General features: G+C 33.2%; 15 protein-coding genes. 14 read left to right on the top strand and 1 reads right to left on the bottom strand.

Annotated features, from left to right (window positions below; translation table 11 throughout):
• Window positions 1-4 precede the first annotated feature (4 nt).
• The 14 genes from DIS18_RS07805 to DIS18_RS07870 all read left to right on the top strand — a co-directional run bounded on the left by DIS18_RS07805 (window position 5) and on the right by DIS18_RS07870 (window position 24605).
• Entirely contained in the window at window positions 5-1732 is a 1728-nt protein-coding gene (locus DIS18_RS07805; RefSeq protein ID WP_109352428.1) for a RagB/SusD family nutrient uptake outer membrane protein, read from the top strand.
• A 38-nt stretch (window positions 1733-1770) separates the two neighbouring features.
• Window positions 1771-2937 (top strand): DUF5627 domain-containing protein, encoded by a 1167-nt coding sequence (locus DIS18_RS07810; protein WP_109352429.1) that lies wholly within the window; start codon window positions 1771-1773, stop codon window positions 2935-2937.
• Between the two features lie 599 nt (window positions 2938-3536).
• On the top strand, window positions 3537-4919 hold the full coding sequence (locus DIS18_RS07815; RefSeq protein WP_109352430.1) for a 3-keto-disaccharide hydrolase: 1383 nt from the start codon (window positions 3537-3539) through the stop codon (window positions 4917-4919).
• Between the two features lies 1 nt (window position 4920).
• Window positions 4921-6264: a Gfo/Idh/MocA family protein gene (locus DIS18_RS07820; RefSeq protein WP_109352627.1), complete on the top strand. Its 1344-nt coding sequence runs from the start codon at window positions 4921-4923 to the stop codon at window positions 6262-6264.
• A gap of 101 nt (window positions 6265-6365) precedes the next feature.
• Window positions 6366-7784, top strand: coding sequence for a sialate O-acetylesterase (locus DIS18_RS07825; protein ID WP_109352431.1), 1419 nt, complete (start codon window positions 6366-6368; stop codon window positions 7782-7784).
• A gap of 167 nt (window positions 7785-7951) precedes the next feature.
• The gene (locus tag DIS18_RS07830) at window positions 7952-11482 is read left to right on the top strand and encodes an alpha-L-rhamnosidase-related protein (protein WP_109352432.1); all 3531 of its coding nucleotides are present in this window, start codon (window positions 7952-7954) and stop codon (window positions 11480-11482) included.
• A gap of 52 nt (window positions 11483-11534) precedes the next feature.
• Entirely contained in the window at window positions 11535-13637 is a 2103-nt protein-coding gene (locus DIS18_RS07835) for a BNR-4 repeat-containing protein (protein ID WP_109352433.1), read from the top strand.
• A 1-nt stretch (window position 13638) separates the two neighbouring features.
• Entirely contained in the window at window positions 13639-15489 is a 1851-nt protein-coding gene (locus DIS18_RS07840) for a DUF5060 domain-containing protein (RefSeq protein WP_109352434.1), read from the top strand.
• Window positions 15490-15606: 117 nt separating this feature from the next.
• Complete coding sequence (locus DIS18_RS07845) at window positions 15607-16374, top strand: hypothetical protein (protein WP_109352435.1); 768 nt, start codon at window positions 15607-15609, stop codon at window positions 16372-16374.
• Between the two features lie 5 nt (window positions 16375-16379).
• Entirely contained in the window at window positions 16380-17741 is a 1362-nt protein-coding gene (locus DIS18_RS07850) for a family 43 glycosylhydrolase (protein WP_109352436.1), read from the top strand.
• A 6-nt stretch (window positions 17742-17747) separates the two neighbouring features.
• Window positions 17748-20012, top strand: a complete 2265-nt coding sequence (locus DIS18_RS07855) for a glycoside hydrolase family 3 N-terminal domain-containing protein (protein WP_109352437.1) — start codon at window positions 17748-17750, stop codon at window positions 20010-20012.
• A gap of 6 nt (window positions 20013-20018) precedes the next feature.
• On the top strand, window positions 20019-21149 hold the full coding sequence (locus tag DIS18_RS07860; RefSeq protein WP_109352438.1) for a glycoside hydrolase family 88/105 protein: 1131 nt from the start codon (window positions 20019-20021) through the stop codon (window positions 21147-21149).
• Window positions 21150-21369: 220 nt separating this feature from the next.
• A complete protein-coding gene (locus DIS18_RS07865; RefSeq protein ID WP_245925612.1) occupies window positions 21370-23079 on the top strand; it encodes a sulfatase family protein in 1710 nt (569 codons plus the stop codon).
• Between the two features lie 638 nt (window positions 23080-23717).
• Window positions 23718-24605 (top strand): carbohydrate-binding protein, encoded by an 888-nt coding sequence (locus DIS18_RS07870; RefSeq protein ID WP_109352440.1) that lies wholly within the window; start codon window positions 23718-23720, stop codon window positions 24603-24605.
• A gap of 799 nt (window positions 24606-25404) precedes the next feature.
• Here the strand turns inward: DIS18_RS07870 and DIS18_RS14935 are convergent.
• Complete coding sequence (locus DIS18_RS14935) at window positions 25405-26349, bottom strand: hypothetical protein (protein WP_181364003.1); 945 nt, start codon at window positions 26347-26349, stop codon at window positions 25405-25407.
• Window positions 26350-26521: the final 172 nt, after the last annotated feature.

Genomic DNA, 26521 nt, shown 5'->3' on the forward strand with positions numbered 1-26521 from the left:
TAAAATGAAAAATTTAATAAAATATATTTTAATTATGTTGGTGTTTACTGGCATGATTGCCTGTGATACTCTCGAACCTGTTGATGAAAACAGGTTAGGCTTTGATTTTGTTACCACAAATCCAAATGCAGCAGAAGGTGTACTATTAAATGCATATACAGGCTTAGTTAATCAATATTCATTTTCTGAAGCAGCTACTGATGATGCTGTTAATAATATTTTGGATAACAGTTATAAGCGAATGGCTCTTGGTGAGTTAAATGCACAATTTAACCCTGCCTCACGATGGAGTAGTTTTGAACGTGTATTCTGGGTAAACAGATTCTTAGAAATTATTGACGCAGGAGAAACTCAATGGAGCAGAGATACATTAACTAATGAAATGTTTCAGATGCGTATGAAGGGAGAAGCTTTGGCGCTAAGAGGATTGCATCATTTTTATGTGCTTCAAGCGCATGCTGGTATAGGTGAATCTGGAGAATTACTAGGTATTCCATACTTTACTGAGTTTATTGAAGCTGATGGTAATTTTAATGTACCCCGTTTATCATTTGAAGCTTCTGTTCAGGCTATTATGGCAGATTTTGATGAGGCACTTAATTTATTACCAACAGATTATGGACTAAGTGAGGGGCAGGTAGATGAATGGTATTCAGATTTAGAAAATTTTGAGTATGTTAAATACCAAACAGTAAATGATAACTTTTTTGATTTACGTATTTCTGGAAGAATTGTAAAAGCGTTAAAAGCACGTTTAGCACTTTTAGCAGCGAGTCCGTCGTTTTTAAATAGTCAAAGCTATTATAATATGGCAGCAACTAATGCCGCTGAAATTTTAAATACTATAGGAGGTGTTGCTGGTTTAGATGTAAATGGGAATGAGTTTTATATATCAGATGACAATATACAGAGCAGCGAAATGCTTTGGCGTGGTTCTATAGGAGGCAACACTTTTAACATTGAGGAAAGAATGTTTCCACCTTCAGTAAATGGAAATGGGGAGATTAATCCAACACATAACTTTGTAATGGCATTTCCAATGCAAGATGGATATCCTGCAACTGAGGCTAATGGTTTTGATCCTCAAAACCCTTATGCTAGTAGAGACCCTAGGTTAGAAAAATATGTTGTTGTTAATGGTGCTTCTTTTGGAGGTGGTACTATTAATACTGGTTTTGGTGGTGGAAATGACAGGTTAGATTCTATTCCTGGACAGTCCACAACTACTGGGTATTACCTAAAAAAATTATTGCAACCAGAAGTTAGAATTAATAATGATGGAACTGCTCAAGGTAAGAGACATGCCAATGTGTATTTTAGATATACAGAATTATTTTTAATATTAGCAGAATCAGCTAATGAAATTGGTGGCCCTGACCATCAGGTTGGTGGTATTACCGCTCGTGATGTGATTGCAGCTATACGTAATAGAGCAGGAATTGCACAACCAGATAACTACTTAGCAACTATTACAACTACAGAAGCTATGAGAGAGCTTATCAGAAATGAGCGTCGTATAGAACTAAGTTTTGAGGGACATAGGTTCTGGGATATTAGAAGATGGGGATTACCGTTAAATGAACCAGCAAAAGGTTACTTTTTTGACGAAAATAATTATATTGAACTGCCGTCTGTTGAAATTAGAAATTATCAACCATTTGCAACTTACATGCCTATTCCAAATTCAGAGACTTTAAAATTTTCTGAACTGGAGCAAAATAATGGCTGGTAGGGAAATTGTGTAATTTAAAAGAATAAAAAATATTAGACATGAAAATAAAATATTTATTAATATGCGTAATTGCCTTTAGTTTAATGGCTTGCGAAAATCAGGAAAATGAATTTGACGACTTTGGTTCATCTTCTGTGTACTTTCCATTTCAAACCCCAGTTAGAACATTAATTCAAGGTAAGTATGATCTAGGTTTTAATGAGAATGACAATAATGGACGATTTGAAATCGGTGTCATCATGTCAGGAGTATATAATAATAATAAAAACCGAAGAGTACATTTTGAGTTGGCTTCTGAATTGATAGATGCTACTGCGTTAGGTCTAGATACTGTAAATGTTAAGGTGTTACCAGCTTCTTACTACACTATTGAACAGGAAAGTCCAGTAACAATTCCTTCTGGTTCTACAAAGGGGCGTATCCCGGTGCAGCTTTCTGATGCCTTTTTTGATGACCCACAATCATTTGCAGAATTTGGTGAAGTACATTATGTAGTTCCATTAAGAATTACAGATTATGAAGAATTAGATTCGCTTTTAGTAGGTGTACCGGCTGAAGGTGTTACAAATCCTATCAAGATTAAAGCAGATGATTGGCAAACACAACCTAAAGACTATACACTTTTTGGCATCAAGTTTATGAATAAATATCAAGGGATCTATTTAAGACGCGGTGAGGATGCAGCTGTAGGTTCTAACGAATCGGTTACGGTTTTTGCAAATGGAAATCCTACAGAAACAGTAACAGAGGATATCGAAGGCTCTACAGTTTATAGATCTGAGTTTGTTGTAGATGATGAATTACTTCCATTAGCAACTGCAGCAAGGAGTGATGTAACTACGACTATTGGTGTTAGAAGACCAGGTATTGCTACTAATAGTACATTGTCTTTACGATTGGCATTTAACGATAATGAAGAAGTTACTGTTACTAATGCTGATCCATCTAGTACTGTTACTGTAACAGGCTCAGGAGAATTTGTAGAAGATGGTGATGAATGGGGGGGAGAAAGTCGAGATGTAATTTACTTAGATTTCCAATACCGAGAATTAGAAGTTGAAGTCACTGAGAATCGCTTTTTTGGTACATTAATTTCAACTACAACCTCAACATTCGATTTACTACATACAGTTAAAGATACTTTAGTGATTAGAGATAGAGATGTTAAGTTCGAAGAGTTTACACTAGATTTTGAATTGCCTTAATGATTAACTCTTACAAATAATATTATTTAAGTTAAAAATAGCGGGATTAAATTCCCGCTATTTTTTTTGCTATACTAAAAATACTCAACTTCTAAATAAAGTTAGTTTTAATATAAAGGCTGGTTAGTTGAATTAAACACCAGATAATATACTATCAAGTTTATTGTATTCGAAACCTAGTTAAAACCTAAAACTTTTTTTTAATATCTTTAGCTATACTCTGGGGATAAAATTTGATATAAGCCAGTTAAATCTAATATTTTATATCAAATTACTTTAATTTTAAAACTACAGTTTTTTCTGCTGAAGAATGTATAATTGAAAATGTTGTTTTCAGGATAGAACAGGATAGTTTCTTATCAATAATACTTTAATTTTATTTCATATCAGAACTGTATAATCATTCATTAGCTAACCTCCATGATTAAAAACTGAACTTAAATATTTAAACAGTTTTTATAGGATTTTTTATAAACGTTTAAATTAAAGTAGTTAATTGAGTTAGTCAAATATAACCTCCACTTAAAATCAAGTTTTAAAATGGAGGTTATATTTTTATTTATCTGTACATTTATTACAAACTCTTATAATATATATTTATGAATACAATTACAACCAAACTATTACTAATTGTTGCATGTTTTTTTGTCATATCCTGCAATACAAAAAAAGAAGAAATACCTTGGGTAGAGTTGATAAACGATGATTCATTAAACGGTTGGACAATTTTAGGAGGAGAAGCGACTTATGAAGTTAAAGATGATATAATAACTGGAACCACCAAAGCTAATACACCAAATACATTTTTAACTACTAATAAAATGTATGGTGATTTTATTTTCGAAATAGATTACAAGGTTGACTCAACAATGAATTCAGGTATTCAAATTCGTAGTAATTCGCTCCCGCATTACAGAGACGGAATGGTACATGGCTATCAAGTTGAAATAGACCCTTCAAAACGAGCATGGAGTGGAGGTATCTACGATGAAAAAAGGCGTAAATGGCTAAACCCTTTAGAGAATAATACAGAAGCCCAAAACGCTTTCAAACAAAATCAATGGAATCATTACCGTGTTGAAGCTATTGGAGATACCATAAAAACATGGATTAATAATGTTCCAGCCGCTTATTTAATTGATGATAAAACATCAAGTGGATTTATCGGTCTACAAGTACACTCTATTGGTAACAAAAAAGAGAAGCTAGGTAAAACTGTAATGTGGAAGAATGCAAAAATTTTAACTGAGAACTTAGAAAAGTATGCCACAAAAAGTCCTTTAGAGCCAGTAATTACAAAAAACAATCTGACCTTTAACGAGAAAAGGTCAGGTTGGAAAATGCTTTGGGATGGTAAAACAACAAATGGATGGCGCGGAGCAAAATTAGATGAATTTCCAAAATCAGGTTGGAAAATTGAAAATGGAGAACTTATTGTTTTAGCATCAGGAGGTGCAGAATCTGCTGCAGGAGGTGATATCGTAACTACTCAAGATTATAGCAATTTTGAATTACAAGTAGATTTTAAATTAACCCCAGGAGCAAATAGTGGTATAAAGTATTATGTAGATACCGAAATTAATAAAGGCCCTGGGTCATCAATTGGTCTAGAATACCAAATCTTAGATGATGAACTTCATGAAGATGCAAAAAGAGGCTCTCATGAAGGGAGTAGAACCGTATGTTCTTTATACGATTTAATTAAAGCGAATCCTGATAAGCCCGTAAAGCCAATTGGAGAATGGAATACAGCTTATATAAAGTCTATTAATAATCATGTAGAACATTGGATTAATGATGTTAAAGTTTTAGAATACAAACGTGGAAGTGATGAATTTTTGAAGTTGGTTTCAGAAAGTAAATATGCAAAATGGCCCAATTTTGGAGTATTAGAAAAAGGACAAATCTTATTGCAAGACCATGGTGATAAGGTTGCTTTTAGAAATATTAAAATTAGAGTTCCAAAAAATAACAAGAAGTAAAATGGATAATAATAGAAGAGATTTTTTAAAAAAGACAACAGTAGCAGCTATTGGTGTAAGTTTAACTGGAGGAGTTAATGCTATGTCTGCTAAAAGTTATAAAAATATCATTGGCGCAAATGATCGCTTAAATATAGCCATTGCTGGTTTGGGAAGACGTTTGAATGCTTTTAAATCGCCAATAGCTTCAAAAGCAAGTAACGCCAAATTACTTTACTTATGTGATGTTATGGAAAGTCAACGTTTGAAGGCTTTAAAGGGATTTAGAGAATATATAGATTATAATCCTTCCCTAGAAAATGATATTAGAAAAGTATTAGAAGATAAAAATGTTGATGTATTGATTAACGCCACACCAGACCATTGGCATGCACCAGGATCAATAATGGCAATGAAAGCAGGCAAACATGTGTATGTAGAAAAACCTTGTAGCCATAATATGCATGAAAATGAACAATTGGTTAAAGCGGCAAAACATTTTAACAAAGTAGTTCAGATGGGTAATCAACAACGCTCATCAGGTCATACTATTGAAATTATTAATGAAATACATAATGGAATTATTGGGAAACCATATAAAGCTGTTGCATTTTATAACAATGGACGAGGTAAGTCACCAGTACAAAAAAGCGCTCCAATTCCAGATGGATTAGATTGGGATTTATGGCAAGGTCCAGCACCAAGACGCGATTATACTTCTGAAACATGGAATTATAATTGGCATTGGTATGGTTGGGAATATGGAACCGCCGAAGCTGGTAATAATGGTACCCATGAGTTAGATGTGGCTCGTTGGGCATTACAAGTAGATTTTCCACAGCATGTATATGTTGAAGCAGAAAAGCGTCACTTTTTAGATGATGGTTGGGAAATGTATGATGATATGGAAGCCACTTTTAAATTTGCTGATAATAAAGTTATTAAGTGGGACGGTAAATCTAGAAATAGTTACAGTACATATGGAACTGGACGAGGAACAGTTATTTATGGTACAGAAGGTTCTGTATTTGTAGATAGAGGTAAATATATGTTATATGACCGTAAAGGAAAATTAGTTAAAGAATACAATTCAGCATCAAAAGAAGCTGGAACTGCTTTAGGTGGTGGTGGAGACACCTCAACTAAACATGTTCAAAATCTTTTTGATACCATAAGAGGAAAAACTAAATTAAACGCACCTATTGATGATGCTAGTAAAAGTATGGCTATGGTGCATTATGCAAATATTGCTTACAGAATTAATGATGGTTTTGATATTGACGATAAAACTGGTATGATGTATAACAGAGATGCTATGAAATTGTGGTCTAGAACATATGAACCAGGTTGGGAGCCAAAATTATAAAATTTGAAAAGACGATTATTTGTTAATAAAAGAAGCTGCAGTAACTACTAGAATTATAAGTTCTTCTTATTTAAATGGTAACGTATATCCAATAAAAATTTATGAACTATTTAAGATTTGTTTGCTTTGTTATTTGTCTTTTTAGTTTAGAGTTAAACAGTCAAATTAAACTACCAGCTTTTTTTGGAGACAACATGGTTTTGCAACAAAAAGAAATGGTATCAATTTGGGGTAAAGATATTCCAGAGACTTCAATAATAATTTCTACTAGTTGGGGAGAAAAAATTTCAACAGTTGCAGATTCTGAGGGGTATTGGTTTTCAAAAATTAAAACTAAAAAAGGTTCTTTCAAGAAGCACACTTTAAAGATCGAAGGCAGTAATTCTATTACTTTAACTAATATTTTAATTGGAGAAGTTTGGTTTTGTTCTGGGCAATCTAATATGGAAATGCCATTGAAAGGTTTAAGGCAATCAATGGTTTTGAACTCGGATAAATACCTAAAAATTGCTAATAATAACAATATTCGATTATTCAACAATCCAAGAACAGCGAGTATTTCTCCTAATTTTGATGTTGGTGGTCAATGGGTTAAATCTAATGCGGCAACAGCAAAAGATTTTAGTGCTGTTGGATATATTTTTGCTACAAGGCTTTTTGAAAATTTAAATGTGCCAATAGGCATTATTGAATCCTCATGGGGAGGAACTAAAATTGAATCTTGGATACCGAAAGAAGTTTTATTGAAATATAATAATATTAAGATTCCTGATATTTTATTAATCGAGCAAAACAAGCAAAAAAAGCCTTCTTTTTTATATAATGCGATGATTCATCCTTTTCAAGATTTTAAAATCAAGGGAATATTGTGGTACCAAGGAGAATCAAATAGGACACAGCCCGATACATATATGGCTTATATGAAAGATTTGATTACCTCATGGAGAAATCAATGGAAAGATGAAAGTCTTCCGTTTTATTTTGTGCAAATTGCCCCCTTTAACTATGTAAAAAATAAAAAGGCTTTGGATATGGGAGCTGATTTAATTAGAGAAGCACAATTTAAAGTTTCTGAACAAATACCAAATACTGGTTTAGTCGTTACAACAGATGCTGGTGATTGTAATGATATTCATCCAGCTAAAAAGGAAGTAATTGCTGAACGATTATCAAAATGGGTTCTTTCTAATCAATACAACGTCAAAGGTTTAAATTTTAAAAGTGGTGTGTTAAAGAAGGTATCAATAATAAAAGACAAAATAATACTTCGCTTTAAATTTCAAAAAAATGATTATTTCTTAAATAGTGAAAACGTAAAAGGGTTTACGTTAGCTTCTCATGATAAAGTGTTTTATCCCGCACAAGTTAGCTTTAACAAGAATAAAAAAACTTTGACTATTTATAGTAAACAGGTAAAAAATCCAGTAGCTATCCGTTACGGCTTTAAAGATTGTTTTGAAAGTAATTTGAAAACAAACTCAGGGTTGCCAATTTCTATATTTAGAACAGATAATTGGTAAAATATATTTTTTTCAAGTTTATTATATACTTAGAAGAAAAAATATAATATTTATTAATTCAAAAGATTTTATTTCAGGACACAACAGGATAGCTTAAGGATATAAATATTATAACTTTATAAGCTATATGTTTCACTAAAATCATCTATTAAATTAAGACTATTTTTATGCAAAAAAACAGCTTTTTACTGGCCATTATTGTAATGCTGGTATGTTTCAACAAAATTTCAGCACAAGCTAAACAGACTAATAGCGAAAAACCAAATATTATATTTATACTAACTGATGATCAACGATTTGATGCTATCGGTTATGCCGGAAATAAATTTGTAGAGACACCACAGATGGATGATTTGGCAAAATCAGGAACCTATTTTAATACAGCAATTGTTACTACACCTATTTGTGCAGCAAGTAGAGCGAGTATTTTAACGGGTCTTCATGAACGTGCTCATAATTTTAATTTCCAAACAGGAAATATTAGAAGCGAGTACATGGAAAACTCTTATCCAACACTTCTAAAAAATAATGGATATTACACAGGTTTTTTTGGGAAGTATGGCGTGCGTTATAACGATTTAGATAAGCAGTTTGATGAATATGAATCTTACGACAGAAATAACCGTTACAAAGATAGAAGAGGGTATTACTATAAAACCATAAACAATGATACGGTTCACTTAACAAGATATACAGGGCAAAAAGCTTTAGATTTTATTGATACCAATGCATCTAATAAAGAACCATTTTGTTTATCGTTAAGTTTTAGTGCACCACATGCACATGATGGTGCTCCAAAGCAATATTTCTGGCAATCTGAAATGGATCAAATGTTAGAAAGTACAACTATACCAGATCCAGAATTAGGAGATGATAAATACTTTTTAGCTCAACCAAAGATTGTTAGAGATGGTTTTAATAGACTACGTTGGACTTGGCGTTACGATACTCCTGAAAAACACCAACATAGTTTAAAGGGTTATTACCGAATGATTTCTGGAATTGATTTAGAAATTAAAAAAATTCGTGAAAAACTTAAAGTTAAAGGCATTGATAAAAACACTGTAATCATAGTAATGGGTGATAATGGTTATTTTTTAGGTGAGCGTCAGTTTGCAGGGAAATGGTTAATGTATGATAATTCAATTCGTGTGCCTTTAATTGTATTTGACCCTAGAGTTAATCAGCACCAAGACGTTGATGATATGGTATTAAATATAGATGTGCCACAAACTATTGTAGATTTGGCTGGTGTTAAAGCTCCAGATACATGGCAAGGTAAAAGTTTAATGCCAATAGTGAAAAAAGAAGCAAATACTGTAGCTAGAGATACTATTTTAATTGAACATATATGGGATTTTAGCGAAATACCACCAAGTGAAGGAGTAAGAACAAAAAAGTGGAAATACTTTAGATATGTTAATGACAAATCTATTGAAGAACTTTATGATTTAGAAAAAGACCCTCAAGAGATTAAAAATTTAATTGGCAAGAAAAAGTACAAAGACGTTGCAGATAAACTTAGAGCAAAACTTGATGAATTAATAAAAAAGAATAGTAACGAATTTAGAGCTGCACCAACAGATTTGACGGTTGAATTAATAAGAGAACCAAGTACTGATGTTAAAATTTTCGATTTAAAACCGGAGTTTGGATGGACGGTGCCTTTAGGTTCTAAGTTTCAAGGTGCTTATCAAATATTAGTAGCATCAAGTAAGGCTAATATTGATAATAACAATGGTGATGTTTGGGATAGTAGAAGAGTAGCTTCTACAAAATCAACGGATGTGGAGTATGGAGGTAACCCCCTGGAAATAGGAAAAACATACTTTTGGAAAGTTAGAATATGGGAGCAAGAAAATAGACTTGTAGATTATTCTGAAGCACAAAAATTCACAACAGGTAAAAGTGACAGCTATATTATTTCTACTGAAAATAAATTTGTTACTACAAAAGTAAAACCTACAAAATTTGAAAAGAAAGGTGATTCTTATTTTATTGATTTTGGTAAAGCCGCTTTTGCAACAATGGATTTTACCTATAATGCCAAAACGCCACATACTTTAACAGTACACGTAGGAGAAATGGCTAACGATAAAGGTAATTTAAATAGAACACCACCTAAAAAAAGTAATATCCGCTACCAAGAAATTAAAGTTGATGTAAAACCAGGTATAACTAAATATCAAATTAAAGTTCATGAAGATGAACGAAATACAAGAGCAAATAAAGCTATTCCTTTGCCAGATGGTTTCCCACCTTTAGTACCATTCAGATATGCCGAGGTAGAAGGTGCCCAAAGTAATTTTAAAGCTGAAGACTTTACACAATTGGCATACCATACCTATTGGGATGAAAAAGCAAGTAGTTTCAAAAGTAATAGCGATATATTAAATCAAGTTTGGGATTTATGCAAATATTCAATTAAAGCAACAACATTTAATGGTCTTTATGTTGATGGTGATAGAGAGCGTATTCCTTACGAAGCTGATGCTTATTTAAATCAGTTAAGCCATTATACTACCGATAGAGAATTTGCCATGGCAAGACGCACTATTGAGTATTTTATGAAAAATCCAACATGGCCAACCGAATGGCAACAACATGTACCTTTATTGATTTATGCAGACTATATGTATACTGGTAATACAGAACTTATAGAACGTTATTACGAGCCATTAAAACATAAATCGTTATTCGAATTATCAAATGAAGATGGTTTAATAACATCAACGAAAGTTGATGCCGCATTTATGAAAAAATTAGGATTTCCAGATGGCTATAAAAAGCCTTTAACGGATATTGTTGATTGGCCAGGACCAAACTTTAATGGAAGTAAGACTAAAGGTGAACGCGACGGATTCGTATTTAAACCATACAGTACTGTGATAAATTCATTCTTTTATGAGAATATGAAGATTATGGCAGAATTTGCTAAAATTTTAGGTAAAACTCAAGAGGTTTTAGATTTCGAATTAAGAGCAGCAAAAGCCAAAAAAGCTGTTAATGAACAAATGTTTGATAAAGAACGTGGTGTTTATGTTGATGGTATTGGTACAGACCACGCCTCCTTACACGCTAATATGATGCCATTAGCTTTCGGTTTAGTGCCAGATGAGCATTTTGAATCTGTTGTGAATTATGTAAAATCAAGAGGAATGGCTTGTAGTGTTTATGGATCGCAATTTTTAATGGATGGTTTGTATAATGCTGGAGAAGCTGATTATGCTTTAGATTTATTAACGGATACTTTAGATAGAAGTTGGTATAACATGATAAGAATTGGTTCCACAATTACACTAGAAGCTTGGGATAATAAATACAAAAATAATCTAGATTGGAATCATGCTTGGGGAGCTGTACCTGCAAACATAATACCAAGAGGTTTGTGGGGTATTAAGCCAAAAACTCCAGGATTCGGTGTAACTACTATCAAGCCTCAAATGAGTAAACTAAAAAAGAGCAGCATTGAAGTGCCTACGGTGAGAGGAACTATCAAAGGAAATTACACATATAACGGAGCAAGACTTCAAACTTATGAAATTGAAATTCCTGGTAATATGGTTGCCGAATTTTCTCTGAATGGCTTAAATGGAAAAGATTTACTTCATAATGGAAAAAAAGTGCCTTCTGCATTTGAGTCTATAAGACTCGCTCCAGGTAAGCATACCATACAACTTAAAATAAATTCGTTTTAAGTAATTAATGCCAATAATTTAAATTATTGGCATTTTTTTTAAAAAAGAAAAGATGAAAAAGGTTTACTTATTCCTAATAATGTTTTGTTTTTCTCAGATCTATTCAGGGCAAGAAAAACAACTCATGGCTACATTAGATGAATTGAGTCAGGTGTCTGGTGCTGGAGAAGGAGGTTTGTTTTTTGCTGGCACAAAAGATGTAAATTATCGATTTGGCCAAAGAATATCACCACATGGAGATTGCGTGGATGTAGTAAATGGATATGCATTTGTTACTTGGTACAAAGGGGGCATGGACACTCGAAATCTAATGCTTTCAAGAAAGAATTTAAATGTACCAAACTCCAATTGGGTTACTATTGAGTTTCCACATAAACATGTAGGTCAAGGTGGTGAGCTACTAAACGGCACCGGAATAAGAGGCGATTCGCATAATACTGCAGCTATTGGTATAAGCACAATAGACGGCACTATTCATATAATTTATGATATGCACGCCTACAGGTCCTCCTCTCTACCAAATGATTTTTTTAATTATTCAGTGTCTTTAAAGAATAAAGCTTTTGTGCCTGATAATGAATTTACTTTGGATATTTTTAATCCAAAGCAAAATTATTTAAAATCCGGAGAGGATTATGAGCGAATGACTTACCCAATGATACATAGAGCTGATGATGGAAGCTTGATTGCAAGATATAGGCAAGGTGGTTCTGGTAATGGCGATATACTTTTAGCGCATTATGATGGTAGTGTGTGGAGTAATAATTGGTTATTTCATGAAGGTACTTTGTCTTCACCAAATACGAATAATATGTATGGTGGTGAGCGCTTTTTAAACGGTAAATTTTATTCTGGCTTTTCAATAAGATACTCTACTAATAATGATACCAATACCAGTAATGGTTATATGTTAAATAGTGGACTATATTATGCATACACTAACGGAATTCCAAAAAATGCATCCACACCATGGTTTGATGTTAATGATACTCCTATTTCTCTCCCAATAAGAAATAATATTAACCCTAATCTTGACCCGGTTCAGATATCACAACCAGGGGATGATTATGGGACAGCTTCATTGCCTAGATCGTCTTCTGATCCAGCATGGACAGTTACTGAAAATGGTGCGATTCATTTTGTACAACGCGTTGATAATAGAAATGTACACTATTATAAGTTGACTACTGACACTAATTTTTCTAGTAATGTAGATGGACTTATCCCAAACCCCCAAACTCGTGGTGAACTTTACAGCTATAAAAACCATGTGTTTATGGTAGAGCTTTTAGGAGGAAAAGTAAATATCAAAACGACATTGGAGGGTCAGAATAATTGGGAAATAGTTTATGCAGGTACAGAAAGTACAAATTATGCACATTTTGATGCTTTTGTTACAGGTGATAAGTTGTACGTTTATCTAATGGAGGATACCGGCAATAATACACTAGGAGTGGGTGATAAACGCCCATTGTATTTTCAAGAATTCGCACTTTCGGAGGAAGACGCTCCAGTAAACCCTGATATTGTTCTTGAGGCCGAGGATTATACGACTGGATCAAGCGGTATTATAATTGGAACTAATCCAGCAGCATCAGGAGGTGAATATATTGATGCATTTGCAGGAGCTCAGTTTATTGAACATAAATTTCAGGTAACTACTGCTGGGACTTATGATTTTATTCTTTTTGCAGCAAATAGAAATAGGGATGATTCCATCATGGATATTGAAATTAATGGAACCCTTTATGAAGATGTTTTAATTACGAGAACCTTTGATTGGAATGTTTATTTAGAATCAAGAATTTCAGACATAACATTAAATCAAGGGGAAAATACAGTAAGAATAACACAACGGAGATCATTATCAAGTGAACCGGATAAAATTGAATTTGAGTTGAAATCGGCTTTAAGCACCAATTATTTTAATGCGAAAAGTATATCGCTTTACCCTAATCCAAGTGAGGGTATTTTCAATATTAAATCAAATATCCAGCATCTTCAATATAATTTAATCAATTTACAAGGTCAAGTTTTAGAAAAGGGAACCGTTTTCCAAAATAAAATAGATTTTTCTAACCACGCCCAAGGTATTTATTTTTTAGAACTATCAAATGAATCTGATAGACTTATAAAAAAAATAGTTATTAAATAAAATGCTCAAATACACTTCCTTCTTTCTTTTGTTTTTTTTATTTCTTGGTTCTTGCCAACAACAAAAAGAAGTAAAGGTTGAAGGTGATTTAAAAAAATGGCATAGAATTACTTTAAATTTTGAAGGTCCACAGGCCAGCGAAATGGATGAAAACAATCCATTTTTAAATTATCGTTTAGATGTAACTTTTAAAAATAATAAAAAAGAATATATAATACCTGGGTTTTATGCAACAGATGGAAATGCTGCTGAAACAAGTAGTAGTTCTGGAAATATTTGGCAAGTTCGTTTTACGCCAGATGAAGTTGGAGAATGGTCATATTCAGTTTCATTTAAAAAAGGAGATAATATCGCTGTAGCAGATAATGTAAGTAACGCTTCAAGTGCAAGTTTTATGGATGGACAAGCAGGAGTATTTATTATTTCAGAATCTGATAAAACAGGAATAGATAACCGTGCTAAAGGAAGACTGCAATACGTTGGTGAATCGTATTTAAAGTTTTCCGAAAGTCAAAAATACTTCATAAAATTAGGTGTTGATGCTCCTGAAAATTTATTAGCTTATATAGATTTTGATGTGTCTACAAATGCACTAGGTTTTCAAAAAGCATGGGAACCACATGCAAAAGATTTTGATGAAAGCGCAACATCATATTTGTGGCAAAATACTAAAGGAAAAAACCTTTTAGGTGCTATTAATTATTTAGCAAGTGAAGAACTTAATGTGTTTTCGTTTTTAACCTTTAATGTAGATGGAGATGACAGGAATATTTTCCCTCATTTACTAAAAGTGCCTATTGAAGAATATGAAGCATACTCTAGTATAAAGAAGAATAAAGAAGCTTGGGAGACCATGTTTCATAAAACGAGATTTGATGTTTCAAAATTAGACCAGTGGGAACGCGTTTTTGATTATGCTGAAACTAAAGGTATGTTTTTGCATTTTAAAACCCACGAAACAGAAACAGATCATTTAATGGATAAAGGTGTTTTAGGAACAGAAGGTAAATTGTACTACAGAGAACTTATAGCAAGATTTGGGCATCACTTGTCTATGAATTGGAATTTAGGTGAAGAAAATAATCAACCCATTGATGAGGTAAAAAAAGTAGCAAACTATGTTTCAAAACTAGATGCCTATAACAGTCATTTAGTAATTCATACATATCCAAATAAAGACGATAGATATGAAGAGTTAATAGGTAATCAATCTGTATTAACTGGAGCTTCATTACAATTAAGTCATCCAGAATTTAATGATGTACATCCAAGAGTTTTAAAATGGCTAGAAAAATCTAATGCTACAGGTCGAAAATGGGCTATAGCGGTTGATGAGCCAGGGAAAGCGAAAATAGCTTTATTGCCAGACGATGAAGACCCCGAACATAATTATGCAAGAAGCAGAGCGATGTGGGGAACACTTATGGCTGGAGGTTATGGTGTAGAGTGGTATTTTGGGTATGCCAGTCCTAATTCAGATTTAACTTGTCAAGATTTTAGAAGTCGCGATTTATTTTGGGACCAAAATAAACATGCACTTCGTTTTTTTAATAATCATATCCCGTTCTGGGAAATGGAACCTCGTGATGATTTAACTTCTGATGATGTATCGTATTGTTTAGCAAAACACGAGGAAGTTTATGCGGTTTATACCGAATCTGGAGCTGGTAATATTAAACTTAATTTGGGAAACTCTAATACAACGTTTCAAGTTAAGTGGTACAATCCAAGACTTGGAGGTGATTTACAAGATGGCTCTATAACTAAAGTTAAAGCTAACGGAATTATAGCATTAGGAATGCCACCTTCAATGAATGAAAAGGATTGGGTGGTTTTGGTTAAAAAACAATAGTAATGCTAATGCTTAGTTTTTTTTCTATTTGTTGAATAGTATCATTTTCGGTACAGTACAGGATAGGTATGAGGCAATGATACTCTATTTTTAGCAACAAAAGAATTTCAATCCAATATGAAACTAATCAAAAGTACTATTTTAATTTTCGTATTATGTTTTAGCTTTACTACTATTATTTCTTCCTGTTCAAGTGATTCAAATGGTGAATTAGAAGAAATTATGGAAACAGATAAAGAAGAGGAGGAAGAACAGACCATTGTTAATAGTTGTTCAACAGGTAAATTATTTGCAGAAAAAGAAGGTTTAGTTAGAGTCGATATCGAAAATCCAAGTACTACAGCTAATGGTTGGGCTACGGTAACTAGTTTATTAGGTTTTGAGGGCTCAGGATATCTTATTTGGAATGGAAATGATTATTTTAATGAACCAGGACAAGGTTTGATGAAGTTTTCAATTAAAATTACAACACCTGGGACCTATCAATTTGTTTGGAATTCTAGAATAGGAACTGGAACTAGTAATACAGAACATAACGATTCTTGGTTGAGAATTAATGGAGATGACTTTTTTGGTGAAAAAGCAAGTACAGGAGAACGAGTTTATCCAAAAGGATCGGGAAAAACACCCAATCCAGAAGGTTCCAGTAAAGATGGGTGGTTAAAAATATATATGAATAGGCTAGGGGAATGGTTTTGGAGGTCATCAACAAATGATAATGATCCATTCAATGTTTTTGCAACATTTGATAAGGCTGGTACTTATGATGTGGAAATATCTGGACGATCAAAATCTCATGCTATTGATCAGTTTGTAATGTTTAAAACTGATAAATCGCTTTCTCAGGCTACTAGTGCAGTTTGGAGTGAAATAAGTTGTAAATAATTATTATGAATATAAAGTTTGTGAAAATTATAATTCTTGTAATTAGTGTTACATTTAGTAATGCTCAAAATCCAATTGTTCAAAACCAAGGCTTAAACGATCCACATATTCATATTTTTAACGATACAGCTTACGTTTATGCATCTCATGATAAATCTATAAATAATGATAAGTTTATTATGGATGATTGGTGGGTTTGGTCATCAACCGACTTAGTGAATTGGAAAAAGCGAAGCATACTTAATCCAAAAGATACTTACATTGGTAAAGATTACTCTAGATGTTGGGCTACGGATGCTGCTCATAACAACGGAAAATACTATTGGTATTTTTCTGAAGGGAATGAACAAACAGGTGTTGTAGTTGGAGAAACACCAGCGGGACCATGGAAAGATGTTTTAGGTAAACCATTATTAAATACTGATTTAACACCAACACATGAATACGACATGGCTATTTTTGAGGATAATGGCACACACTATATCATTTTTGGAGTTTGGGATTATTATATAGCAAAGCTTAATGATGACATGATAAGTTTAGCTGAAACACCAAAAAAAATAACTATAAATAACCCGAGAGGACCTTACAATCCTGATGGAAGCAATACAAAAATGCCAACTGATGATAAACCATTTGTTCACAGATACAATGGTAAATACTATTTGTCTTGGGGCTGTTTTTATGCCATGTCTGATAATGTTTATGGCCCTTACGATTACAAAGACACTGTGATAAAAGAAGAGAGTTTCACGCAAGGGTATGAAGCTCCAACATGGCCTAACGGATTTTTACAAGGACGCCATGGTAGTTTTTTTGAGTGGCATAACCAATGGTATTATGTGTATTGTGATATCAGTCAAACTGGAAATCGTTATTTTAGAGATAGTTTTATAAGCTACTTGCATTATAAAGCTAATGGTGAAATGGCAACGATAAGAGTTGATGGTGTTGGTGTGGGCAATTATAATGCAAATGCTACTATTGAAGCTGAAGATTTTTTCAAGTCTAATAATGTAGCAAAAGTTGAAAATACCAAAGGCGGATTTTCAATAGAACCAACCGAAGGTTTAAGTTACGTTGTCTATCCAAATATTAAGAATTTAAGTAACGTAGTTACTTTAGAATTAGAAGTTATTGCAAAAGCAGCACTACAAATAGAAGTTAGAGAAAATGATGCTAATGGGATACTCTTATTTACTTGCAATGTGCCTAAAAATGAAATTTATACCTTTCAAAAAAGAAACTTTAAAACTAAAAATTTAAAAGGTAATCAGTCGTTATGCTTTGTCTTTAAAGGCGTAAACCAACAATCTTTCAAACTAAACCGATTCAAATTTAAAACTAACAATCAAACAAATAATTAAAAACTAATGAAGAAATTATTTTTTATAGCCGTATTATTAATTGTAGTGTCATGTAATACAAAGGCATCTAGTTCTGCCGATTATAAAGATGCGTCCTTATCAATTGATGAGCGTGTAGAAGCATTATTGCCAAAGTTGTCACTTGAAGAGAAAGTGGCACAAATGCGAATTTTTCATGCTAATATTGGTGCAAAACCTGATGAAAACGGCAACTTAAAACTTTCTGATAAAGTTATAGAAAAGCTAAAGTTAGGTATTGCAGGTATTAAAAACCCAGGAGAGCATATTGATGCTGTTGCTGCTGCTAAGTTGAACAATGAACTTCAAAAATACATTATAGAAAACAACCGTTGGGGTATTCCAGCATTGTTTGTTACAGAATCTTATAACGGTGTAGATGCCGAAGGCTGTACCAAGTTTGGTCGCCCAATGACGTCTGCAGCATCATTCAATCCAGATTTAGTGAGACGCCAGTGGGATGTTGTAGGTAGAGAAGCACGATTAAGAGGCATGCATATGTGCCACTCGCCAGAAGCAGATATTGTTCGCGATCCTCGTTTTGGACGTATGAGTGAGGCGTTTGGAGAAGACACCTATTTAACAACGCAGATGGTTAAAAATGCTATAATTGGTGTACAAGGTAATTACGAAGGCTTAGGAAATGGAACACATATTGGTGCCGTAGCAAAACACTTTGCAGGATACGGGCAAGTATTAGGAGGCTCAAACTTTGCAGCCATTGAAATTTCTGAAAGAACATTAATTGATGAAGTTTACCCACCGTTTGAAGCGGCAGTAAAAGAAGCAAAAACGTTAGGGATTATGGCATCACATGGCGATTTAAACGGTGTGGCAAGTCATGGTAATCCAGAATTATTAACTGGTGTACTTCGTGACCAATGGGGATTTGAAGGTTACGTAGTTTCAGATTCAAATGATATTGCACGCTTATTTTATTTTATGAATGTGGCGGAGTCTCCAGAAGCTGCAGCTCAAATGGGCTTAGAAGCAGGAATAGATATTGATTTATATGCTGAAGATTCTTATGCATACTTACCAGAAATGGTAAAGAAAAACCCAGAACTTGAAAAATTAATAGATAGATCAGTAAGACGTGTTTTAAGAACAAAATTCATTTTAGGGCTTTTTGATAATCCTTACATCAACATTGAAGATGTGGAAAAAGGAAACAGAGCAGCTTCTTCTTTAGAATTGGCAAAAGAATCAGATTTAGAATCTATCATTCTATTAAAAAATGAAGCTAATGCATTACCATTATCAAAAGATAAATCTTTAAAAGTAGCCTTATTAGGACCTTTATTAAAAGAAAACACAAAAGAAATGTTTGAATCAGTTGCGGGTTCTAATGTAAAATTCATTGCTGAAAAAGGATTTCAATTAACGAATCAAAAAGGCGGTGCTCCAGAACTTTTAGAAAGAGATCCAAAAGCCATTGCTAGTTTGGTAAATAAAGCAAGGTCTGCAGATGTATCTATCTTATTTTTAGGAGGTGATAAGTACACTGCTAAAGAAGCTTATTTTAGTAATAGTACATTGGGAGATAGAGCAACTATCGATCCTGTTGGTCCTCAAGATGAACTCTTAGAAAAAATTAAGGCTTTAGGTAAACCAGTAATTGTTGTTTTAAAGCATAGAAGAACTTTGACTATTAATGTAATAGCAGAACAAGCCGATGCTATTTTAGATGTTTGGGATTTAAGTGAGTTTGGAGACGAATCTACTGCAAAAATTATCTTTGGGGAAGTATCGCCATCAGGAAAATCGCCAGTTACAATTCCAAGATCTATTGGTCAATTACCATACCATTACAGTATGAAAGAAATCAACTATAAGAAAGAATATTTATTCTTAGGTCAAGGACCTTTGTATCCATTTGGTCATGGTTTAAGTTATAGCGATTTTAAATATGCTGATATTGCAATTTCAAATACAGAAATAACACCTGATACAGAGCTAGAAGTTAGCGTAAAAATAACTAACAAAGGTAGCATGAAAGCTAAAGAAGTGGTGCAACTGTATATTAAGGATGAGATAGGTTCGGTAACTCGTCCAGATAAAGAACTAAAAGGTTTTGAGAAAATAGAATTAGAAGCAGGGGAAAGTAAAACCGTTTCTTTCACCATAACACCAAAAATGTTGGAGTTTACAGGCATTTCAATGGAAAAAGTTTTAGAAGCTGGAGACTATACAGTAATGGTAGGTACCTCTTCAAAAGAATATTTAGAAACTACATTCAAACTAAAAAAATAAGATATAATGAATAAAACAATTTTATCACTTTTCGCAATTGTACTACTATTGAATTGTTCAACAGCTCAAAAAGTTACTGAATCACAACAGGCAATTGATAAAACTCAAATAAAAGCAGCTATGATTGATGCTTTAGAGTGGCAAGAAGCACACCCAATTATTGCTCTTGCACCTACCGATTGGACTAACGGTGCTTATTACACAGGCGTGGTTAGAGCGCACAAAGCCACAGGAGATATGATGTATATGGCTGCACTAAAAAACCAAGGGTATTGGAATAACTGGAATACTTTTTCTCGTATGCATCATGCCGATGATGTAGCAATTTCGTATAGCTATTTATATATAGATAAGGCTGATGTTAGAAAGAATTTTGTAGACTTAGAACCTACAAAAAGGTTCTTGGATGCACATTTATACGAAGATGATAACTGGAAGGCAGGGAACGATAAAAGTAAATACGGTAGGACTATTTTATGGTGGTGGTGCGATGCTTTATTTATGGCTCCTCCAGTAATAAATTTATATGCAAAACAGACTAATCAGCCTAAATATTTAGATGATATGCATAAATTTTATATGGAAACCTATAATCAATTGTATGATGAAGAAGAGCAATTATTTGCTAGAGACATGCGTTTTGTTTGGACAGGTTCAGATAAAGATACCAAAGAACCAAATGGTAAAAAAGTATTTTGGTCTCGTGGAAATGGTTGGGTTATAGCTGGATTAGCTTTGATTTTGGATGATATGCCAGAAGATTACAAACATCGTCCGTTTTATGAAAAATTATATAAAGAAATGGCTGCTAAAATGTTAGCTATTCAGCCTGATGATGGTTTGTGGAGAACAAGTTTGCTTAGTCCAGAATCTTATAATCATGGGGAAGTTAGTGGAAGTGGCTTCCATACGTTTGCTTTAGCTTGGGGAATTAATAATGGTTTAGTAGATAAAAAACACACACCAGCAGTTATTAAAGCTTGGAATGCTATTGCAAAATGTCAGCATGCAGATGGTCGTGTAGGTTGGGTGCAAAATATTGGAGCATTTCCAGAACCAGCATCTGCAGATTCTTGGCAAAACTTTGGAACAGGAGCATTTTTGTTAGCAGGGAGTGAAATTTTGAAGTTAGAATAGATTGAAAAATAGTATGATATAACTGATGCTGTCAGAAAACACGAAAATCTGTCATTCTGAATTTATTTCAGAATCTTATCGACCTGATTTTTAGTTTATTTTAGAATCTGAAACGAGTTCAGATTGACAATACGATTACTTTTCAGACAGCCTCTTTCTTATTTATTCAAAAGATTTAAATGTGAAATATCTTAAAGTATTAATCATAATATGTATTTGTTTGATTGGATGTCAATCAAAAGAAAAATCCAGTACTCAAATTAAGGATGAAGCCACTTTGGAGTTGCCCAAACGCCCAAATATACTTTGGTTAGTTACCGAAGATATGAGCGCTTATATTCCACCATTTGGCGACTCAACAGTAGCAACACCAAACTTAAGTAAACTTGCCAGCGAAGGCGTTATTTATCCCAACCTATATTCTACATCAGGTGTTTGTGCGCCAAGTAGAGCAGCAATAGCTACAGGTATGTATCCATCTAGTATTGGGGCAAACCACATGCGGGTTAACTCATATACAAAAGAAAGAGGGTTACCAGCTTATGAAGCAGTACCACCGCCAAATACAAAAATGATAAGCGAGTGGATGCGTAGCGCTGGGTATTATTGTACCAATAACTACAAAACCGATTATCAATTTAAAGCACCGGTAACCGCCTGGGATGAAAATAGCCCTTACGCACACTGGCGAAACAGAGCAGATAAGCAACCGTTTTTTTCAATATTCAATTTTACAGTAACGCATGAATCTGGATTGTTCGAACCCTATGGCTTCCGAGAAATAGAAACAAGGCATTATCACGCTGGCGATAAAAACTACAAATGGAAAAATTTTGGAACATCCCATGCGAATAATAAAATGACTGAATCTGAAACACCTGTACACATTTCAAAAGACACAAAATTTAAAGTCCCACCATATTTACCAGATAATGCCGTGGTACAAAGAGATATGTGGAAGCTATATAATAACATTGCTGAAATGGATAAGCAAGTGGGTGTAGTTTTAAAACAATTGGAAGACGATGGTTTGCTAGACAATACTATAATTGTTTTTTACGGCGATCATGGAGGTCCATTACCTAGAGAAAAACGATTGATTTATGACTCTGGATTAAACACGCCTATGATTATTCGTTTTCCTAAAAAATTACAAGCAGGCACAAAAAACGATCAACTAATCAGTTTTATAGACTTTGCACCAACGTTACTATCGCTTATTGGAGAACAACCAAAACCCTATATGCAAGGAAAAGCATTTTTAGGAGACTATAAAGCTGAAGAGCGCAATTATATTCACGCAGCGGCTGACCGTTTTGATGCAGAGACGGATGTGATTAGAGCAGTAAGAGACAAGCAGTTTAAATACATAAGAAATTACAGACCAGAACAAGCCTATTATTTGCCAATTACCTACAGAGAGCGTATTCCAGCGATGCAAGAATTGTTAAGGTTGAGAGATGAAGGTAAGCTTAACGCGTATCAAAGCCAGTGGTTTAGAGATAAAAAACCTGTTGAGGAATTGTTCGACTGCACAGTTGATCCTTATGAATTAAACAACCTTGCCGATGACCCAAAATACAAGGCGCAACTTCATAGATTACGTGGCGAAATGGACGAATGGCTTGAAACTATTGGCGATAACCCAGAAATTCCTGAAAGCGAATTAATTGTCAAACTATGGAAAGGCAATAAAGTACAACCCTTAACAGAAAATCCAATAATAACATTTAATGATAATAAAGTTTCTATGTCATGTAATACAATAGGCGCTTCAATAGGTTACAAGATTATTAAAGATGATAAAACACCAAAACCTTGGTCGGTTTACCAGAATCCAATCCAACTTCCAAAAGGTGCTAAGCTAGAGGTTAAGGCGCATCGTATTGGTTATGTTCCAAGCGGAATTATTGAAAAGATAATTAAATGACATCTTAATAGGTGTTTTTATATGCACACTTTTTTTGGGGTTTTACCGAACTCATGTTAAATTGATTTTTTATATTTTTTAACTATAATTTAAATCAATAACTGTTTAGTAAAATTTAATAATAGTTATTTAAAAGTAATATTGTTTCTTCTTGATAATAAGTTATTTATGTTATAGTGTATTAACTTTCATTTAATGTTTTTTTTTGTATTTAAATATTTAATATAACCATACATATGAGTTGTGTTAAAGGCATAACTTTACACTAAAAATTGTATTACAAAAAGTAAATTTTTAATATAAGGTGTCTTACTATTTGTATTAAAACTGAACCGTTTGGCTTTTAATAGTTTTAACTAATTTCTGTGTTCTGGTTCTCTCAAGAATATGATAAGCCTGTTGTACTCTATACATGTGGGTTAATGTGTAAATAATTCTAAAAATATCATACCCTAAAACTTGTTTTTTTTGTAAAAATTTTATTTCAAAAAATCACTATATGTAATTTTAAATTGTGTTTTATAGAAAAAACTATACACTTAATAGAAAAAGTTTATACATACATGTAAGTACAGGACACTCTAACTGTCTCGTAATCATACCTTGGGAATCTAATTAATTAATCTAAACCATATATTATGAAAACAAAATTACAAAAAACATTATTTTTTTCAGCTTTAGCATTGTTAGGAATGCAAGCGGTTAGTGCTCAATACGTAGGTGTGCCATTTCCAGATAAAACTACGCCTCTAGCAATAGGAGAAACCACGAATGTAGAAACTAGAATTGAACTTGAGAATTTTGACTCAGTTGAAGACGGAACAGGTTTTTATATTGACGGTTTAAATACTGGAAATACTACGACTAGTCCTCCAGTAACTGGGACTTATAATGATAAGAGTGCTGGAAGTGGTGGAGATAATACCACATACAGACCAGGTGCAGATGTTGATCTTATGAATGATGCAACTGGAATTGTAGTAACAGGTATTCAAGGTCAGGAATATGCACTATACACTATCGAGATAAAGGAAGATGGAGATTATGATTTTACTGTAAACTATAGAATAAACGCTGGTATTGGTAGTAAAAATTTACAAGTGTGGTTACGTGACGCTAATGATTTATCATCAGAAGGTATCTTATTTAACGGTACCTTAAACGTAGGTACAGGAGCCTATGAGGATATGAAAATAGTTGATACTGAAGCCTTAACAGCAGGAATTTATGTGCTTTTAGTAAGGTACGTTTCAGCTGGTCCAAGGTTTGATTATATAGCTGTTACACGTACATCAACTTTAAGTGTAGAAGAGAACAAACTTAAAGCTAGTAAATTTAAAGCATTTCCAAACCCTGCTAACGATGGTATATTCAATTTAAATATTGAAGCTAAATGGGATGTTTATTCTTTAATAGGAACTAAAGTTCTTGAAGGTGAAGGTAAGCAAGTTGATTTGTCAACCTTTGCTAAAGGTGCGTATATTTTAAGAACGCCATTTACTAGTAAAATGTTAATTTCTAAGTAATAAAAATAGATACTAATTATCTTATAAACTAGATTTAAAAGACCACTTAATTGTAATTAAGTGGTCTTTTTTTTTACTAAAATTGAATAGAATTTTACTGCAAAAAATCAGTTTTACCTAATGCCTTATAAGAGCATCTTTTAAAATAATACTACAGTTTGTATAAAGAGGCAAATACCAAGAATAATATTCATTAGTACTATGTTTTGCTCTTAAGACCAAAACCTAAGGTATATTCTACCCATAAACCATTCATGGTACTTTTATAAAAAGAATAAAGAACACCCTTTTTTAAATGAAATTCAGAAATTACTTGGGAAAAAAGTAACTATTCATATTCTTGGAATACAGAAGATATTTTAAATAGCGAAGACGGTTACTATAGAGACTAAGAATGGTATAAAAAACCACACTATTTTGCGAGTTTATTAAAATAAACAAATGCTTTTATTGTTTGAAACAAAAAACCTAGTGACGTAATTATTTGTAAACGGAAAAACTGTATACGAAAACCATATTGGCGCATATGCACTTTTTTTAGAGATATGCTTCAATATTATAATCAGTTAAAAACTTTTTTTGATTAAAGTTAATAATGCGCATAACAATAAAAGTTTAGCAACTATGGCAAGATTAATAATCTAAAAGTGTTAAGTTACTGGGAATATTATGCAAAAAGAAATTATTAAAAAGCCAGCAAATAAAATTTGCTGGCTTTTTAATTTGAAAATTATATCTTATTAATTCACTAGAGTTTATATTACCATGAATTCTGCTTAAAAGAAATTATTAATTTCTTTTAATTTTCAACTTTTTCATGAGTAGTATTCGCCCATCTGATTTGCGCTCTACCACCTCTAACACGGTATGCGCCATATCTAATTTTCGATTGTGTCCCTCTTTCAGGATCAGGAATATTCCAATTAAATGCTTCACCACCAATTATGGCGTTACAATAGTGTATTTTTTTAGTAGCATCGCTTGGGTCTACTTTAAAACCTACTTCTAACTCAAAAGAGGTTATTTCATTTTTATCAACTCTTTTTAGCAGAATAACTTCCCTACCACTTCCTGATCCACCACGTTCTAAGATGCGTTCTGCATAAATATCAAACGCCACTTGTTTGTCTGCATTACTGCCAGAACCGTAAACAGGATGTGCTCTATATAAACAAATAGCAGGATCCGCAGAACCACCACCACCAGTATGTTGTCCTTTGGCTTGTGCTATGTATGAGCCATCTTGACCAAAAGAGCCTGCATCACCCACTTCAAGAATTCTAAAGTCTCCTTTAAATTTTACAGATGATCCTACGTTAGAGTTCGCTACAGGTAATGACCGTTCTATTCGAGGTTGTAAAGTATTTGCTGCATCTTGATTATTGGAGCCAGCTGTTATATTGTATATTCCCCAAGTAACACCATCAATAATACTTTCTTTGTAGTTCGCATAACAACTCCTGTCGTCTATAGTTCCTACATTAACAGGGTTAGGTAAATCGTCTGATGTTCTAGTAGCATTTTCACCATCCGGATTACAAGTCGTGTAAGATCCTGTATCTTCATCAATTATAATTGCTGGATCCGGATCTGGATCTGGGTCCGGATCTGGGTCTGGGTCTGGTACATTTTCAAATACTGTATCTTCAGAGGGTCCGTCTTCTGCCGAACATGAAAAGAAGGCAACAAAAACAACTAATGTGGTAATTGATATAAGTTTGTAAATAAACTTTGATTTTTTCATAATTTCTTAGAATTTTATCCAAAAATAGGTTTTTTGTATAGCACAGTTATCCTGTAGTATCCTGATTCAAAATAGATGTAATTTGAAAATGTTATATTTTCAATTTATGGCACTAATTTAACCTTAAATTAGTGCATATAATAATTAATTTTTCAACTATTTACATGATGCC

It is taken from the genome of Algibacter marinivivus, from assembly GCF_003143755.1.
In the GTDB taxonomy this organism is placed as follows: Bacteria; Bacteroidota; Bacteroidia; order Flavobacteriales; family Flavobacteriaceae; genus Algibacter_B; species Algibacter_B marinivivus.